This is a genomic window from Herbaspirillum sp. CF444 (assembly GCF_000282135.1).
GTDB lineage: Bacteria > Pseudomonadota > Gammaproteobacteria > Burkholderiales > Burkholderiaceae_D > Herbaspirillum.
The window spans coordinates 1-16,302 of the sequence record NZ_AKJW01000022.1; the positions used below are offsets into that span (position 1 = coordinate 1).

Below are 16,302 nucleotides of genomic sequence, written 5' to 3' on the forward strand. Positions count from 1 at the left end.
AGGCAGCGCCAGCCGCATCGAGATCCTCAACGCCACCGGCTTCCAGCTGGCCGAACTGAGCGGCAGCACCTTGTCGGGCGGCAGCAATTTTGCCGGCGAAGACTACGCGCTGTTCCTCGTCGACAATAAAACCGACGGCGAAATCCGCGCCGTGCGTCCGGGCGAGCGGGAGCAGCAGATCGGCGTGCAACGCAAGCTGGATCGTTACCCGCTCGCCGTGATCGTCAGCCGCGATCCGGATTACGTGCTCGGCAAACTGACGGAACCGCATCGGGAATACCGCTACCAGGCCGTCATCATCTCCGTCATCGTGCTGCTGTTCTGCTACGCGCTCATCAACATCGCCCACCGGCGCAAGCGTCTGTACGAAAAGCTGCTGTACTCCGAACGCGAAAAGAGCGGTCTGATCGATCAGTTGGAACTGGAAAAATCGCGCGCCTATCAGCTCGCCTCGCACGACTACCTGACCGGCATCCCCAACCGCATGCTGTTCCACGAAATCGCCGCGACCGAACTGTCGCGCGCGCGCCGCAGCCGCAAGCTGTATGCGCTGTTTTTCCTCGATCTCGACAAATTCAAGGTCATCAACGACACCCTCGGCCATGCCGTCGGCGACGCCTTGCTGCAGAACGTCGCCACGCGCTTGCGCGGCGTGCTGCGCGAATACGACCTGGTGGCGCGGCTGGGCGGCGACGAATTCGTCGTACTGGTTTCCGAGATCACTGCCGAAGAACGCATCGCCGAGATCGCCCGCACGCTGCTCGCGGCCATCAGCGCGCCGTATCCCGACCTCGAAGGGCATGAAGTCCAGACCACGCCGAGCATCGGTATCGCGCTTTATCCGCGCGACGGCCAGACCGTCGGCGAATTGCTGACCAGCGCCGATGCCGCCATGTACACGGCAAAAAAAGCCGGCAGCGGCACCTACCGTTTCTACGACGCCTCGCTCAACGCTTCGGCGGCGCGCGGACTGGAGCTGCTGGCGCGCTTCCGGCAGGCGCTCAAGACCGACGAATTCCGCCTGCACTACCAGCCCAAGGTGGAGCTGCAGAATTTCGACATCGTCGGCCTGGAAGCCCTGATCCGCTGGGAGCATCCCGAGCACGGCCTGATTTTCCCGAATGACTTCATCCCGCTGGCGGAAGATCACGACCTGATCATTCCGCTCGGCCACTGGATCATCAAGGAAGTGTGCCGCCAATTGGCCGAATGGCGCAAGCGCGGCATCACGCTGGTGCCGGTGGCAGTCAATGTCTCGGTCAAGCAGTTGCAGGATGAATTGCTGCTGGAGACGATACTGGGCGCGCTCAAGAAATATAAATTGCCGCCTTTCCTGCTGGAGATCGAAGTCACCGAAAGCTGTTTCATCGACGACATCGAGAGCGCCAAGAACGTACTGGAAAAACTGCGCGACGAAGGTCTGCGGATTTCGCTCGACGACTACGGCACCGGCTACTCCAGCCTCAGCCACATCAAGACGCTGCCGGTGTATGCGCTCAAGATCGACCGCTCTTTCATCCGCGATATCCGCAACGACAACAGCGACGCCATGATCGTCGCCTCCACCGTCTCGCTGGCGCGCAATCTCGGCCTGAAGGTAGTTGCCGAAGGCGTAGAGAGCAAAGAGCAACTGATGCATCTCAAGGTCATCGGCTGCGACGAAGTACAGGGTTTCTATCTGCAGCGTCCCGTATCGGCGGAGCAGATCGAACCGATACTCCAAAAAGGGAGATTCGATCCGCTATGACGATCACCATGCCCATGAAAAAAAACGGACGCCCTCAACGCACACTGGCCGCACTCCTTGCCGCAATGGCGATGTCGCTTGCGTTCGCCGCCACGTCAATCGCGGCGGAATGCGAACGTCCCACGCGGCTGCGCATCTCGTTTGTCCCGCAAGGCGAATTGCAGGACGACGGTGCGGCCATGAAACCGCTGTTCGAGGATCTGGAGCACACATTGCGCATGCCGGTCGAGATCATCACCCCGGCCTCCTACGGCGCAGTCACGGAAGGTTTGCTGGCGGGCGCAGTCGATGTCGCCCGTCTTGGTCCCGCAACCTATGTCTCCGTGCGCAAGAGCGATCCGCAGATCACACCTTTTGCCACCTTGCTGCGCATAGCCGACGGCTTCAGCGAAGGCAACGCTTCCGCCTATTACTCAATACTGATCGTCCGCCAGCACGGGCCGATTACCTCCATCGCAGGCCTGAAAGGAAAACGTCTGGCGCTGGCCGATCCGGAAAGCACATCCGGTGCGCTGATCCCCCTGCATGTGTTCTCGCGCCAGCTCGGCACGTCGCTGGACAAGTATTTTCTGCGCATCGGCTACTCCGGCAACCATGAACAATCGGTGGCGGCGGTGTTGAACAAAGAAGCGGATGCCGCGTTCGTCGCCAGCGCCAACCTCGGCTCATTAATCGCTGCCGGCAAGGTCAAACGATCGGATGTCCGCGTACTGTGGAAATCGGCGCCGATTCCGTTCGACCCCTTCGTCTATCGCGGACAGCTGTGCGAAGACATCAAGAAGAAAATCCGCAGCGTATTTTTCAACAAGAAAAGCGCCAACGTGAAAAACACGCTGAACGCCATTCGGGCGCAAGAATTCGTTGCCGCCGAAGACCGGAATTACAACATCATCCGCAACCTTCCTTGAGCCGCGGCTGAGTTTTCCGTCGACATCATTTGGCGATTTCGATCGCCAACTTTGCCTTGAGTTTGAATATATTCCTGGCTAATCATCCAGAACTTAGACGTTTTTCAGGATCTTCTCCTCGCCTCCCCTTCCCGCGTGCGGCACGCGTCCCCCTTGGCAAGCCTAAGTATCCGCTAAGTATTTCGGCATATAGTCGGTTTCATTTTTGCAAATATGAGATGCGTCAGACATCGAAGTTTGCGCACTCGATTTTGCGTTGACCGCAAATTGAGTTCATTTTAATAACAATGCGGAGACAAGCATGCGCATTCTCCTGGTCGAGGACCATAAGCCTCTTGCCGATTGGCTGACGCTCACACTGCAGCGAAACAACTATTCGGTCGATTGCGTCCATGATGGCGCCGATGCCGACCATCTCCTGCTGACCCAGCAATACGATCTGATCATTCTTGACGTCGCATTGCCCAAGCTCAATGGCAATGAAGTGGTCAAACGCCTGCGCGCCCGTGAAAATACGGTTCCCGTGCTGATGCTGACCGCCGCCAACTCCGTGCAGGGACGCGTTCTCAGTCTCGATCTCGGCGCAGATGACTACATGGGAAAGCCTTTCGAGGTCAGCGAGCTGGAAGCGAGAATTCGCGCGCTGCTGCGGCGATCGGGGCAGCGTCCCAGCCCGGTGTGGCAATGCGGCACATTGGCTTACGACAGCAATACGCGTATTTTCACCGTCGCCGCCATGCCCTTGTCCGTAACAGGACGCGAACATGCCATCCTGGAAATACTGATGCTCAAGGCAGGCAAGACCGTGAGCAAGAAAATGCTGGCGGAAAGCCTCTTTTCCATGGAGGACGAGTCGTCGTTCGACGCCATCGAAGTCTATATCCACAGATTGAGAAAGAAGCTGAGCGACTGCGATGCCACCATCATTACCCTGCGGGGACTCGGCTACCTGTTGAAGAACCGCCATGCAATTCAATAGTCTGCGGGGACAACTACTCGCGTGGCTGCTGCTGCCGCTGGCGACGTACGTGGCGTTCAACGGCTGGGTCACGTATAAAAGCGCGATCGAAATGGCCACGGTAGTCCAGGACAGAATGTTGCTGGGAGCCGCACGGATCATTGCCGAGCAAATCCGATATGACGACGAGATATTTCAGGTCACCGTGCCGCCGTCGGCGCTGGAGCTTTTCGAGTCGGGGGCGCAGGATCACGTCTATTATCGGGTCACCTCGTCGAAGGGAACCCTGCTCGCCGGTTCCGAAGATTTTCCCTTGCCGGCGTCGATGCCGCGTATCGATGCTGCGCTGCATTTCAATGCGACATTTCGCGACCAGCCGGTGCGCATCGTAGCCTATTCGAAGTCCGTGATTGCCGCGCCGGACGACACCATGGTCATCGTTGAAATTGCGCAGACCTTGCATGCGCACAAAATCCTGTCCGACAGTATCTGGGAACATACGATCCAGCAGCAACTGTTGATCATGCTGCTGGTTGCCGGTTTGGCATGGATAGGCATGCGCCGCGGCCTGGCGCCCACGATGCGCTTGCGCGACCACGTGCAGAACCGCCGCCCCAGTTCGCTCGAACCGCTGGACGCGACGCCCGTACCCAATGAACTGGTGCCGCTGGTTGATGCCATCAACCACTATGTGGGCCGGCTCGACGAACACATGAGCGCGCACGACCGCTTCATCGCGAACGCTTCGCATCAGTTGCGCACACCGTTGGCGGCACTCAATACTCAGGTCGACTATGGTTTGCGCAGCGACACCATCGAAGGAAAAAATGCAGCGCTGCGCGCCATCAACGGCGGCGTCCAGCACGGCATCAGACTGGTGAATCAGTTGCTGACGCTGTCGAGTGCGGGCGCCATCGGCAACAAACCGCAGCAACACATGCGGCCGGTTGATCTGGTGAAAGTCGTACAACAAATCTTCGAAGAACTCGCCATCGTGGCGCAAGATCGCAGCATCGATCTCGGCTTCGAGTGTAAAGAAGAAATTGTGCACGTCGCTGACGCCGCAGGGATGCTCGACGAACTGGTCAGCAATCTGGTCGACAACGCCTTGCGCTACGCGCCGGTCGGCGGCATCGTGACAGTCTCCGTTGAACGTCAGGCGGAACACGTGGTCCTGCGCGTTGAAGACAACGGCCCCGGCATCCCCGAGTCTGAACGGGAACGCGTCTTCGAGCGTTTCTATCGCATCGATTCCGCCAGGCATCAGGGAACCGGCCTGGGCCTGGCAATCGTGCAAGAGATCGTCATCGCCTCCGGCGCCAGCATCAGCCTTGAGGCGCCGCCCCAACACAGCGGATTAATCGTCTCGGTGCGCTTCGCGGCGTGAGCTGCGGCACGGTCGGCGACCGTATCACGGCAAAGCTTACTATTCGCTTTCAATAGCCGGAATTTTCGGATGTTGTGTAAAGCGAACAGCTCTCCCGAGGACTGAAAGCAAATCGTAAGTTAGGGAATTCTATAGTCAGCCGGCCAGACAAAGCAGCGTTCGGCACATCAAAACTAGACCGGAGACTATCGAATGAAAAAATCACTTCTGAGCATCGCCATGCTCGGCGCCGTCGCATCCTACGGCAGCGCCAATGCGCAATCCAGCGTCACCGTATACGGCCTGATCGACGCCACCATGAGCACAACCAACAATGCCAACGCCAACGGCGCACGCCTGACCGGCATGTCGACGGCCTGGTTCAGCGGTAATCGACTGGGATTCCAGGGCAAGGAAGATCTCGGCGGCGGCACCAATGCCATCTTCAAACTGGAAGCGGAATATCTGGTGGCAACGGGCGCCATGGATACGCCAGGCGTGCTGTTCAACCGCGACTCGTGGGTCGGCCTGCAGAACAATGAAACCTTCGGCAAATTGACCGTCGGCCGCCAAAACACCCTGCCGCGCGACTTCTCCCAGACCTACGGCGATGCGTACGGCTCCAGCCAGCTGGGCTACGAAGAAGGCGGTTTCACCAACAATAACAACTTCAAACAACTGATCTTCTATTCTGGCAGCGCCACCGGCACGCGCTACGACAATGGCGTGGTCTGGAAGAAAGTCTTCAGCAACGGCATCGTGGCGGGAGCCGGGTATCAGTTCGGGGAAGTCGCAGGCGCCTTGAACAGCGGCTCGACCAAGGCGTTTGCGCTCGGATACAACGGCAGCAACTACGTCATCTCCGGTTTCTACAACGAAGCGAACACCAACAACAAGCTCAACGCCAGCACAGAGAAGCACAAGTCGTATTCGCTGGGCGGCAGCTACATATGGAATCTGGTCCGGCTGAACGCAGGTTACTTCCGCTACAGCGCCGAACAGGGCGCGCTCGGAAAACGTACCGACAACGCCTGGACCATATCGACAAAATTCACGCCGCAAGGCCTCATGGATTACGAAGTCGGCTACCAGGTCATGAAGGCCAACAATGCCGCCCTCAGCAGCGATGGCACCAGCACGCTCAGTGCCTATACGGATGCCGCCACGTCGACGGCCACCAGCTCGGGCAAGAAAGCCACGTTGTACGGCTCTGCTTTCTATCACCTGTCCAAGCGGACCGAAGTCTATGTTGCCGCCGACTACATGAAACTCAGCGATGGCTATCGTGTCGGATCGGCCAACGGTTTCAAGAATCAGACGGAACTGGCGGTCGGTATGCGTACGCGTTTTTGATGGAAAACGACGGTCTCCTCCGTCGTTGAATGTGGGACGAAATAGCATTGAGGTTGCGGCGCACCAGAAGCTGCCGGCATGCGTTGCTTGCGTAAAAGAGGTCAGGCACCGACTGTCGGCAAATGCTGATCATGCGCCGTTTTTTTTCGCCGACTGGAATCGATGAGATCGATGAACAGGCTGGCACCATGCCTGACCGCAAAATTCCCGGCCAGAGAGCAATAGCAAACAAGCCTGCAATCTTTCGATTACGGGCCTTTGTTGACAGAATCAGAGCAGGCATCGATCAACATGGTGATGTGCATCTAAATATGCAAACAATCTCTGCACCCCGCTAATTTAGCCGCCAGTCATCCATCCGACCTTTTAAAACGCAAACAAATAGCGCTTCTTATAGAAGCTATTTGTTCTACGTTTGAAAGAAAACATCTTCTTGAGGTTTCTTGATTGCAAAGATATTCAATATCGCGTTACCGTATCGGTCAGCGCGAGAAGAAGCAAAAAAAGGAACACCGTCGCTATAAATAAGACAGATGCAGCGAATAACATGAATCGAAAAACTAAATGTAGGGCACGCGATTTACGTGCATGAGAAAGCAAGGTGACCAGCTGCCAGGATTTTGATTTTTGAAGAAGTCTCATATCGTATGGATGGTGGTTATTTCAATATCCCGCACAACGGAGCCTGATCGACTTATCGTGAAACAAGCGTTGCATGACACCACGTTCACGTGGTCCCTATCTGAATCAAAATCCCCTTGCCCGGCAGAGACGGTTGCATCTCGCTGGTGTCACGTTATCCGTAGTAGCTAGATACCACTGACCACGTATGGTCGCATTCTGGATTTTGCTATCTGTGTGGGCAAGTAGTACATGGATTGGACAGCAAGGGTTGCAATCGACGTATTACTTGCCTATCTGCGTGCTCGAATCAGTCAAATTTGTAGTTCGCAGAAATACCGTAATTGACTTGATTTCTGTTATTGACAATGGGGCTATTTGCCACTTCCGACGGCAATCTGGATATCCCCACGCGAGTCCCAATATTCCAATTGCGATTTAGCTGATAATTCGCACCGACCGAGACACGCAGTGTTACTCCTGATCGGGGTGAATACGCCGACAAACCGGATCTGGCGCTTTGTTGCGAAGTGATGCCATAAAACGTCTGATTATATTGACTGCTATTCCAAGTAAGCCCCGGTCCTGCGCTCAACACCAGATGCTCGATCGGTTGATATTTTCCGTCCAGGTCGACATTGACCGTCGTTCCTTGATGTTTGCCACCTGCGTCAGTCGAAAGCACTGTCCGCAGACCGAACCAATCGCGCGTATACGAAGCAAACAAAGTCGCATGAGCCGTCTTCTCAATGTCACCCAGTCCTCGCAAGCGAGTCTCGTCATCGGACTCCTTGCGTGCGCTTGAGAGGTCATAGGACAACGCTGCTCCGACGCGCCAATGCTCGTCATTGTAGAAATAGGCACCAACGCCAAACGGTGTCGATCCGCCGTCAACTGCACCAATGAAATAGCGGCCGTACGTTGCGCTGAAACCGCCTATCGCTTTGAACTTCTGATCGCTTGAACCAGCATATTTGGGCATATTGGCCACACCTGCCATCAGCGAATATCGCCACGAGTTGCTCAGCGGCGGATTGACACCCAACGCCGGCTCAACAGCATTGTCATCCGCGTGCGCGCTGCCAATCGTCAAGCAGGAAACCATCAAGCCGGAAAGAAAAATGAAACTGGAATTTTTGAATTGGAAATACACAATGGCCTTCTATTAAAAAAGAAAGAACAATCAATAATGCGGAAATAAGAAATCTTCCTCATGCATCAGCCCTCTCCCCCCGACATCAATGAACATGAATAAGAATAGGAATACCTGCTGAACGGAGACTTCATTTGGCGTCATGTGCGGGTTCCTGATGACCGGAACGAAAGCTCCTTTCACGGAAGCACCTGCGCAACCATCGTTCCAGATCATCCACGTAAGTGAAGATCACCGGAATCACCAGCAAACTGAGCAGCGTTGATGTCAGCAAACCGCCTATAACGATAATCGCCATGGGTTGCCGGAAGCTTGGCTCTGCCCCCAATCCGAGCGCATTGGGCAGCATGCCAGCGCCCATCGCAATGGTCGTCATCAGGATTGGACGCGCACGTTTGTGACAGGCGTCCATCAACGCCGCCAGCCTGTCCATACCCCGTTGCTGACGGGCCACGATCGCATACTCCACGAGCAGAATGGAGTTCTTGGTGACAATACCCATGAGCATCAGCAAGCCGATGACTGAGGGCATCGAGAAACTCATGCGCGTCACCAACAGCGAAAATAATGCGCCACCCAGCGAAAGCGGTAAGGCGCACAATATCGTTGCTGGTTGCAGGAAGTCGTGAAACAGTAAGACCAGAACAGCGTAGACACAGAAGATACCGATCGCCATACTCAAGCCAAAACTCTGGAACAGTTCGGTCATGTTCTGCAATTCGCCCTGTTCGACCTGATGAACGCCCGTCGGCAATTGCTTCAAAGCAGTCAATTGTTTGGCTTCCTTGTCCACCTCGCCTAGCGTACGGCCGTTCAGTTCAACCGACAGTGTGATGTTGCGCTCGCGGTCGAGCCGGTCGATTTGGGCCGGGCCGCTCCCCATCTTCAGATCTCCCAGCGAAGCGATGGCGATCTTGCCGTTGCTGCCGACAACTCTCAATTGCCCGATATCTTCGATGGAAGCACGCTGCGACGGATCGATACGCACCCGCAAGGCGATCTGGCGCTCAGGAAGATTCAGCTTGGGCAGCGAGCTGGAATAGTCGCCGTAAGTGCCAATGCGAATGGCATCGGCAACATCTGCAGCTGTCACGCCCAATGCCGAGGCCCGTCCGGAATCCGGCACAAATTGAACCTCAGGCTGTTGGAGCGCAGCACTGGAACTGACGTTGCCGATACCTTTCAATGTCCGCAGTTGTGCCTCCAGTGCTGCGGCGGTTGATTCAAGTGCGCCAGAATCGCTGCCGGCAAGGGTAATGTCGAGTTTTTCGCCATTGCCGCCGTTACCAACGGCAACCCGTGCACCGGGAAGATCGCGCAAAACCCGACGCATATCATCCTCGACAGCGGCCTGCTTTTGCGCGCGATCGCTTCGCGATACCAAATCGACCGTCAAGGTCGCCTTACGCACCTTGCCTGCAGTGTCATTGCCGCCTGCCGCACCTCCATTGCTGCTGCCGGTACCAACGGCAGAAAAGACGCTCGTTACTGCAGGCAACGTCCGTAGCAATTTTTCAGCTTGTTCCGCGAGAATACGGGTGTCTTGGATGGTACTGCCCGGAGCGAGCTCCAACGTCACCTTGGTTTGAGCCTTGTCCTGCGCCGGCATAAATGCCGTCTTCAGTGCTAACGCCATCGCGAGCGAGAGCAACAGAAAGCATCCCGCGGCTAATATCGTGCGCCGGGGATTTTTCAGACAAGCCCCGACCCACCCCAGATAACGGCTCATGAGAGCACTATCGTGCTCGGTTTCGGTGCTGGCCTTGAGCAAATACGCTGCCATCATGGGCGTCAGCAAACGCGCCACCAGCAGCGACATCAACACAGCGACCGATGCAGTGATACCGAATTGCCGAAAGATCAGACCAGGAATGCCGGACATGAACGCGGTCGGCAAAAATACCGCTACCAGCGTGAACGTGGTGGCAATGACCGCCATCCCTATTTCATCGGCGGCTTCCATCGCCGCTTGATAGGGTGTTTTTCCCATGCGCAGATGCCGTGCAATATTCTCGATCTCGACGATGGCATCGTCGACCAGAATACCGACCACCAGCGATAGCGACAGCAAGGTGATGGTGTTGAGCGAATAACCGGCCAGGTAGACGAAACCGAAGGTCGGAATGATCGACAGCGGCAATGCAGCCGCAGAGACCAGCGTGGCGCGCCAATCGCGCAAAAACCACCACACCACGATGATCGCCAATACTGCACCCTCGACCAGCATATCGATCGAACCGCTGTAATTATCTTCGATAGCAGTGACGGTGTTGCTGGCCTCAACGATATTGACCTGTGGGTGTGAAGCAGAGAATTTATTGACCGCGGCGCGTAAAGAGCGCAAAACGGTGACGTCCGAATTGCCCAGGGCACGGGTGATTTGCACGCCAATGACAGGCTTGCCGTCACGGAAAGCGTAGGAGCTGCGCATGGTCGCCCCATCGCTGACTTTGGCGATGCGATCGAGCCGTACGCGACGGCCGTCGCCAGTGGTGATGCTGAGCGCTGCCAGTTCTTCGATGGATCCGACACCTGCCAATGTACGCGTGGATTGACGCAGACCACCAATGTCGCCTTGTCCTCCGGAGCGTTCCCGCTGCATCGCTTTAAGCTGAGTCGATACGGTTTCTGCCGTCAAGCCGAGTCCGGCCATGGAGGCTGGATCCAGATCGATACTGACTTCACGATCAATACCGCCAATGCGCGTCACGCCAGAGACGCCCCTGACTGCAAGCAGGGCTTTGCTCAAGTCATTGTCGATAAACCAGGATAAATCCTGTTCATCGAGCGCAGAGGAGCTAGCTGTATAGGTTAATAACGGAGAGGACGCAGCCTCGCTTTTCGATACCGTCGGATCGCTCATCTCCGAAGGCAGATCGGCACGCGCACTATCGACGGCGTTACGAACTTCGCTGAGTGCTGCCTGGGAATTTTTTTCCAATTTGAATGTGACGCTGATGCCGACTGATCCGTCTGTAATTGTCGTCGTGACGTGGTCCAGCAGCGTCAATGAGGTCAACTTATCTTCAATCTTGCGTGCCACCTCGTTTTCCAGCTGCGAAGGGGCTGCACCTTCGAGCGTGGCGGCAATCGCAATGGTCGGCAAATCCATGTCCGGGAATTCTTGAATCTGTAGTTTGTGAAAGGCCAACAAGCCCAATACAGTCAAGAGAAGAAAACACAGAATGGCCGGTACTGGCTTGCGGATTGACCAGGAAGAAATATTCATCATGTGGCATCCCGCTTATTCCGTGCCGCCGATATAACTTTAACTGCTGCCCCGTCAGACAAGAATGCCGCACCGCTTTGCACGACGGAGGATTCTGCGTCAAGACCGGATACGATCTCAACATCCCCCCCCTTGCGACGTCCAGTGACCACAGTGCGACGTACCACCGTCGCTTGGTCTGCAGCGAGAACATAGACATCACTACGACCATCACGCAATACCAACGCAGTCTCTGGCAAGGTCAACGCCCCTTGCTTGCCCAGCTCGATACTGCCGCTGGCAAACATGCCCGATTGCGCTGCGCTGCCAGCCGGGAGGCTGACATAGACAATTGCCCGGCCGCTGGAGGTAGAAACGGTGGGTGCGGCCAGCCGTACTTGCCCCTCCACCGTCTTGCCGCCCGGTAGCAAGACATGCGCCAACTGGCCTGTGCGAATGCGCGCGAGCTGTTGTGGGTTCACCTCAGCCTGCCACTCTATGCGTGCCTGCCGCACGATACGAAACAACTCGGTCCCGGCGCTCACTACATTGCCGAGCAAGGCCGATCGGGAGGAAATGATGCCATCATCCACGGCCAGGATACGTGTTTGCGCCAGCACGATGCGCTTGCTCTGCAAATCCGCTTCGGCAGACTCAAGCGACGCTCGGTCAGTGGCTTCGGTGGTGCGATATTCATCGATTTTCTGTACTGACAGCGCTCCGCCTCCCGCCACCATGGCAGCACGCCTGACGTCGGCCTGCGCGCCATCCAGATTGGCCCTCGCCTGGGCCACTGCAGCCTGCTGCTTGCGCACATCGGCCGCCGCGCTTGCCGATGCCAGCTCCGCAAGCAATTGGCCGCGCCTGACGACGCTGCCGACATCAACCAGTAGCTTCGTGATGCGCAGGCTGCCGGTTTCGGCACTGATGACGGCTTCCTGCCACGCGGCCAGATTGCCATCGGCCTGGATCGTGTCGGGCCAGTTCTGGTGAGTTGCCTTGATCGCAGTGACAGTCAGTAGCGGCGCGGGTGTCGAAACTACAGCGGGTGCTGCGTGCGGGCGTAGCAGCCACCAAGCGATGCCAGCCAGGCCGATGGCCAGCACGGTCCATATCAATATGCGATGACGAAATACCTTCACTGTGTAGATCCTTGTAAATATAAAGCAGGCGTAGGAACAGCAACTTGCGGTGCGGCATTATTCTCGGCTTCCCAGCCACCGCCTAATGCCTTGTACAGCGCGATCCAATAGCGCACGCGGTCGCGTCGTTGCCCAATCAGGGTGACCTCGGCGGAGATAGCGGAACGGCGGGCATCTTCCAGCGTCAACAAGGTGTCGAGTCCGGCGCTCCAGCTTTGCTCCTTTGTGTTCGCATAGCGTTGGTACTGGTCGGCAGAGCGTTTACTGTCTTCGCTCTGACGTGCCGCACCATTGAGATCGATTAATGCCTGCTCCACCGCTTTGACCGCGCTACGCACAGAACTTTGATAACTTGCCAATTGCTTGTCGTAACTTGCCAGGGCACTGTCGACTGCTGCCTTTTTCTTGCCGGCATCGAAAATCGGAACGGATAGGGATGGCCCAAATGACCAGGTAGAAGCTGGCGACGAGGCATTGGTTGCCGAGAGCCCGATCGATCCGGACAAACTCAGACTGGGGAAACGATCCGCGCGTGCTTCGCCTATTGCGGCATAGTAAGAAGCCAGCGTGCGTTCCGCCGATGCCAAATCGGGCCGTTGACGAATCAAATCCGCCGGAACGCTGCTGACATCAAAGCTAGCCGGTTCCGGCAAAGCTGGTGCGGAGGAGCGATCAATGATGCCGCGGACAATTGTTTCGTCGGCACCGGTCACTGCGACCAAGGATTTCACCAGCTCTTCGCAGGAAACATGCTGCCCGGTGGCAGTCGCAGCAGCACTTGCAGCACTTGCATCGGCGAGATAACCGTCCGACTCGGCAGAAAATCCGGCCGATACGGCAATACGCGTCATGTTCAAGGTCTGGCTCTGCGAAGCAGCCGTATTCCTATAAGCTCGTAGCAATAGCTTGCATCCGCGATATTGGACATAGTCATCCGCCACCTCAGCTGCCAGCGACACACGAGCATCGTGCCAGTCGTCAACGCTGGCCTGCAATTGCGCGTATGCAGATTCCCGGCTGGACCGATTTTTTCCGAATAGGTCAATTTCCCAGCTTGCATCGAGTTCCCCGCTGCGGCTGGTTGAAGTCACCGACGTGGAGCTATCGCCTGTGCTGACCGATTGCTTGCTACGGCTAACGGAACCCGTACCGGTCACGGTGGGCAAGAGTGCCGCGCTATCGGACGCCAGGGTGGCGCGTGCAATCTTGATCTGAGCGATCGCTTTTGCCAGGTCTGGGCTATTGGCTTCGGCAATGCCGATCAGTTCTGCTACGGCCGGATCGTCAAAACTGGCCCACCAGTTGACCAATGCCTGAGTACTTCCGCCATGCGGTCTTTCAGCATGCCAGGTACTGGCGATCGGCATCGCCGGGGCTTGATAAGGCGGTTGCATGGAACAGCCCGCCATACTCGTGCCGAAGGTGGCCGCCAGCAAGATTTTTCGTGATACAAGACGGAAGATTCTGGTCAAAGGAGGCATGAATTGGATAATGGAATTCTTGGATGTGCCGATGATGCAGGGGAAATGTGCACGAAATATGGAGATTGCATTTCGTACCGATTTCACGCTGTTTGGCGTGCAATTAGCCGTGTATAGTCTTTCCACTCCGGCTTTTGTTTACTCTCCCGCCATGAAGATTAGTCTCGCATTCAAGCTCTTCTCCGTCTTGCTGGCAGCTTGCATCGCAGTATTCGCGGCGCAGGCAATTATTTTTCGCATCAGCGTACAAGAAGATTTTTTTGACTATTTAAGTTTCCAGGAGCAAGAGCGAATATCGGAAGCGCTTCCTCGCTTTGCCAACGCATACCGGGAACACGGAAACTGGAACTTTCTGAAGGGAGACATCAGGACGTTCTTTAGACTCATACTTCCACAGCCGGATCTGGAAATGCTTCGCCGGGAATTGCCAATAACAGAGCAGACGGGGGCCGCAGTCCGGATGGGAGTGCTCGATATTCATATGAAGAGAATCGCGGGCAATCAACTGCTGGATGAAAACGCCGTGCGGCGCCCCATCGTCGTTGGAGGAGAAACGGTAGGCTGGCTCGGCATCGTTCCCATACAACGAGTTCTCTCGCCCAATGAAGCCCGTTTTTTGGCGAAACAACGCAAGACGTGGTTGATTTTTGGTGCAATTTCAGTACTGCTGATTGCCTTGCTCACTTTCTTGCTATCGCGTCCGGTACTGCGCCGGGTGCATAACTTGGCGCGCGCGACACGTCTGCTGGCTAGTGGCGACTACAAAATACGCATTCCGGTCGAAACCGTCGATGAGATCGGTGCGCTGGCTCAGGACTTCAACAGCCTGGCACAGGCACTTGAACTTAATGAGCGTGCGCGACGGACCTTCATGGCGGATATCTCCCATGAATTAAGGACCCCGCTGGCAGTTGTTCGGGCCGAGCTGGAGGCCGTCCAGGACGGGGTGCGCGAGCCAAATGCACAAGCATTGCAAGCAATGCACCAAGAGGTCAATCAGTTGGGAACACTGATCGACGATCTCAACGATCTGGCGCTGACCGATGTTGGCGCACTGGCATATCGCCGCATATCCATCGATGTCGTGACGATCTTGAATACTGCCTTGAACGGAATGCAGGGGCGGTTTGCCAGCGCCGGACTACGGCTGGAGCGAGAGATTGACGATAGCCCACTCATCATCTCAGGCGATGAGCGACGATTGCTACAATTGTTTTCCAACATCCTGGAAAATGCGTTGCGCTACACCGATGTCGGAGGGCTCGTCCGTATCGCTTGCAGCAGCACTGCAAGAACGGTGCAAATTGTTTTCGAAGACAGTGCTCCAGGGGTTCCGACAGATAAATTGCCTTTTCTGTTTGAGCGTTTCTACCGCGTAGAGGAGTCGCGCAACCGCCTTAGCGGTGGTAGCGGCCTGGGCCTGGCGATCTGCCGCAACATCGTCGAAGCACATGAAGGCAGGATTAACGTCCATCCATCCCCGCTCGGCGGATTGCGCCTGACGATTGAATTAGGACTTGCCATCCAATGAATCCCGCGCACAACCACATCATGATCGTCGAGGATGAACCCCGTCTTGCCGCTGTGCTGGGGGACTATCTAAGCAGTGCTGGATACACGCACTATTGGGTCGCCAATGGCAACGAGGCCATTCCTGCATTCAATGCAGAGCGACCCGACTTGGTACTGTTGGATTTGACGCTGCCAGGGCGTAGCGGCATTGAGATTTGCCGGGAATTGCGCATGCAATACTCGGTGCCTATTATCATGATCACCGCGCGCGTGGAGGAGCTTGATCGGCTGCTGGGTCTGGAGGTGGGTGCGGACGACTACGTATGCAAGCCGTTCAGTCCGCGCGAAGTGGTGGCCCGAGTCAAGGCAGTATTACGGCGCAATCACCTTGTTCCAAAAGATGTCGCGGAGCAGCCAATCAAGATTGACGAGGAAAAGCATCTGGCCAGTATTCACGGAGCTACTCTGGATCTCACTTCTGTTGAGTTTCGCCTGCTTTGCATATTGCATCGTTCACAAGGCCGGGTATTTTCCCGCGACCAAGTGCTCAACCATTTATATACCGACAATCGCGTTGTCAACGACCGCACCATCGATAGTCATGTTAAGAATCTGCGTCGAAAATTGGCTGAGGCCGGCGGAGATGAGAATTGGATCAAATCGATCTATGGAGTTGGTTATCGCATGGAATTGTAAATTCGAAATCGGTACTTGCCCAACCCTTGCCCGACCACGCAGACATTTAAACGAAATGACGACATGGCGTGCGCCGGCGTGACACGTTCGCCGCAACAGATTGTCGAATACGATGATGATGTACCTCATGCAGATCTCTTCAAGTACTCACTCAAAC

Annotated in this window: 12 protein-coding genes; 8 read left to right on the forward strand and 4 right to left on the reverse strand. The window is 56.1% G+C overall.

From position 1 onward, the window contains the following. The 6 genes from PMI16_RS05805 to PMI16_RS26390 all read left to right on the forward strand — a co-directional run. A partial coding sequence (locus PMI16_RS05805) for a putative bifunctional diguanylate cyclase/phosphodiesterase (RefSeq protein ID WP_007877381.1) occupies nucleotides 1–1,747 on the forward strand: 1,747 nt, incomplete at its 5' end. An 8-nt stretch (nucleotides 1,748–1,755) separates the two neighbouring features. Further along, on the forward strand, nucleotides 1,756–2,655 hold the full coding sequence (locus PMI16_RS05810; RefSeq protein ID WP_237719793.1) for a phosphate/phosphite/phosphonate ABC transporter substrate-binding protein: 900 nt from the start codon (nucleotides 1,756–1,758) through the stop codon (nucleotides 2,653–2,655). A gap of 301 nt (nucleotides 2,656–2,956) precedes the next feature. After that, nucleotides 2,957–3,634, forward strand: coding sequence for a response regulator (locus PMI16_RS05815; RefSeq protein ID WP_007877385.1), 678 nt, complete (start codon nucleotides 2,957–2,959; stop codon nucleotides 3,632–3,634). Next, nucleotides 3,621–5,000 (forward strand): sensor histidine kinase, encoded by a 1,380-nt coding sequence (locus PMI16_RS05820; protein ID WP_007877387.1) that lies wholly within the window; start codon nucleotides 3,621–3,623, stop codon nucleotides 4,998–5,000. Before PMI16_RS05815 ends, PMI16_RS05820 begins: the two co-directional genes overlap by 14 nt. 192 nt (nucleotides 5,001–5,192) lie before the next feature. Continuing rightward, entirely contained in the window at nucleotides 5,193–6,332 is a 1,140-nt protein-coding gene (locus PMI16_RS05825; RefSeq protein WP_007877389.1) for a porin, read from the forward strand. A 122-nt stretch (nucleotides 6,333–6,454) separates the two neighbouring features. Beyond that, nucleotides 6,455–6,670: a hypothetical protein gene (locus PMI16_RS26390; RefSeq protein ID WP_237719794.1), complete on the forward strand. Its 216-nt coding sequence runs from the start codon at nucleotides 6,455–6,457 to the stop codon at nucleotides 6,668–6,670. A 593-nt stretch (nucleotides 6,671–7,263) separates the two neighbouring features. Here the strand turns inward: PMI16_RS26390 and PMI16_RS25205 are convergent. From PMI16_RS25205 to PMI16_RS05845, 4 genes are all read right to left on the reverse strand, one after another. Beyond that, a complete protein-coding gene (locus PMI16_RS25205) occupies nucleotides 7,264–8,106 on the reverse strand; it encodes a MipA/OmpV family protein (protein ID WP_157212540.1) in 843 nt (280 codons plus the stop codon). A gap of 130 nt (nucleotides 8,107–8,236) precedes the next feature. After that, the gene (locus PMI16_RS05835) at nucleotides 8,237–11,335 is read right to left on the reverse strand and encodes an efflux RND transporter permease subunit (protein WP_034379365.1); all 3,099 of its coding nucleotides are present in this window, start codon (nucleotides 11,333–11,335) and stop codon (nucleotides 8,237–8,239) included. Further along, nucleotides 11,335–12,456, reverse strand: coding sequence for an efflux RND transporter periplasmic adaptor subunit (locus PMI16_RS05840; RefSeq protein WP_007877404.1), 1,122 nt, complete (start codon nucleotides 12,454–12,456; stop codon nucleotides 11,335–11,337). Before PMI16_RS05840 ends, PMI16_RS05835 begins: the two co-directional genes overlap by 1 nt. Then, nucleotides 12,453–13,892: an efflux transporter outer membrane subunit gene (locus PMI16_RS05845; protein WP_337469444.1), complete on the reverse strand. Its 1,440-nt coding sequence runs from the start codon at nucleotides 13,890–13,892 to the stop codon at nucleotides 12,453–12,455. The genes PMI16_RS05840 and PMI16_RS05845 overlap by 4 nt, the downstream gene beginning before the upstream one ends. On the opposite strand from PMI16_RS05845, the gene baeS reads away from it, so the two are divergent. Beyond that, nucleotides 13,849–15,468 (forward strand): sensor histidine kinase efflux regulator BaeS, encoded by a 1,620-nt coding sequence (baeS, locus tag PMI16_RS05850; RefSeq protein WP_007877409.1) that lies wholly within the window; start codon nucleotides 13,849–13,851, stop codon nucleotides 15,466–15,468. The two genes, PMI16_RS05845 and baeS, sit on opposite strands and share 44 nt — an antisense overlap. Next, nucleotides 15,465–16,145, forward strand: a complete 681-nt coding sequence (locus PMI16_RS05855; RefSeq protein ID WP_007877411.1) for a response regulator — start codon at nucleotides 15,465–15,467, stop codon at nucleotides 16,143–16,145. Before baeS ends, PMI16_RS05855 begins: the two co-directional genes overlap by 4 nt. Nucleotides 16,146–16,302 lie beyond the last annotated feature (157 nt).

Coding starts and splice junctions, on each gene's coding strand:
- PMI16_RS05815 (WP_007877385.1), top strand. CDS start 2,957: ATGCGCATTCTCCTGGTCGAGGACCATAAGCCTCTTGCCGATTGGCTG.
- PMI16_RS05825 (WP_007877389.1), top strand. CDS start 5,193: ATGAAAAAATCACTTCTGAGCATCGCCATGCTCGGCGCCGTCGCATCC.
- PMI16_RS05855 (WP_007877411.1), top strand. CDS start 15,465: ATGAATCCCGCGCACAACCACATCATGATCGTCGAGGATGAACCCCGT.
- PMI16_RS26390 (WP_237719794.1), top strand. CDS start 6,455: ATGCTGATCATGCGCCGTTTTTTTTCGCCGACTGGAATCGATGAGATC.
- PMI16_RS05835 (WP_034379365.1), bottom strand. CDS start 11,335: ATGAATATTTCTTCCTGGTCAATCCGCAAGCCAGTACCGGCCATTCTG.
- PMI16_RS05810 (WP_237719793.1), top strand. CDS start 1,756: ATGCCCATGAAAAAAAACGGACGCCCTCAACGCACACTGGCCGCACTC.
- PMI16_RS05820 (WP_007877387.1), top strand. CDS start 3,621: ATGCAATTCAATAGTCTGCGGGGACAACTACTCGCGTGGCTGCTGCTG.
- baeS (WP_007877409.1), top strand. CDS start 13,849: ATGGAACAGCCCGCCATACTCGTGCCGAAGGTGGCCGCCAGCAAGATT.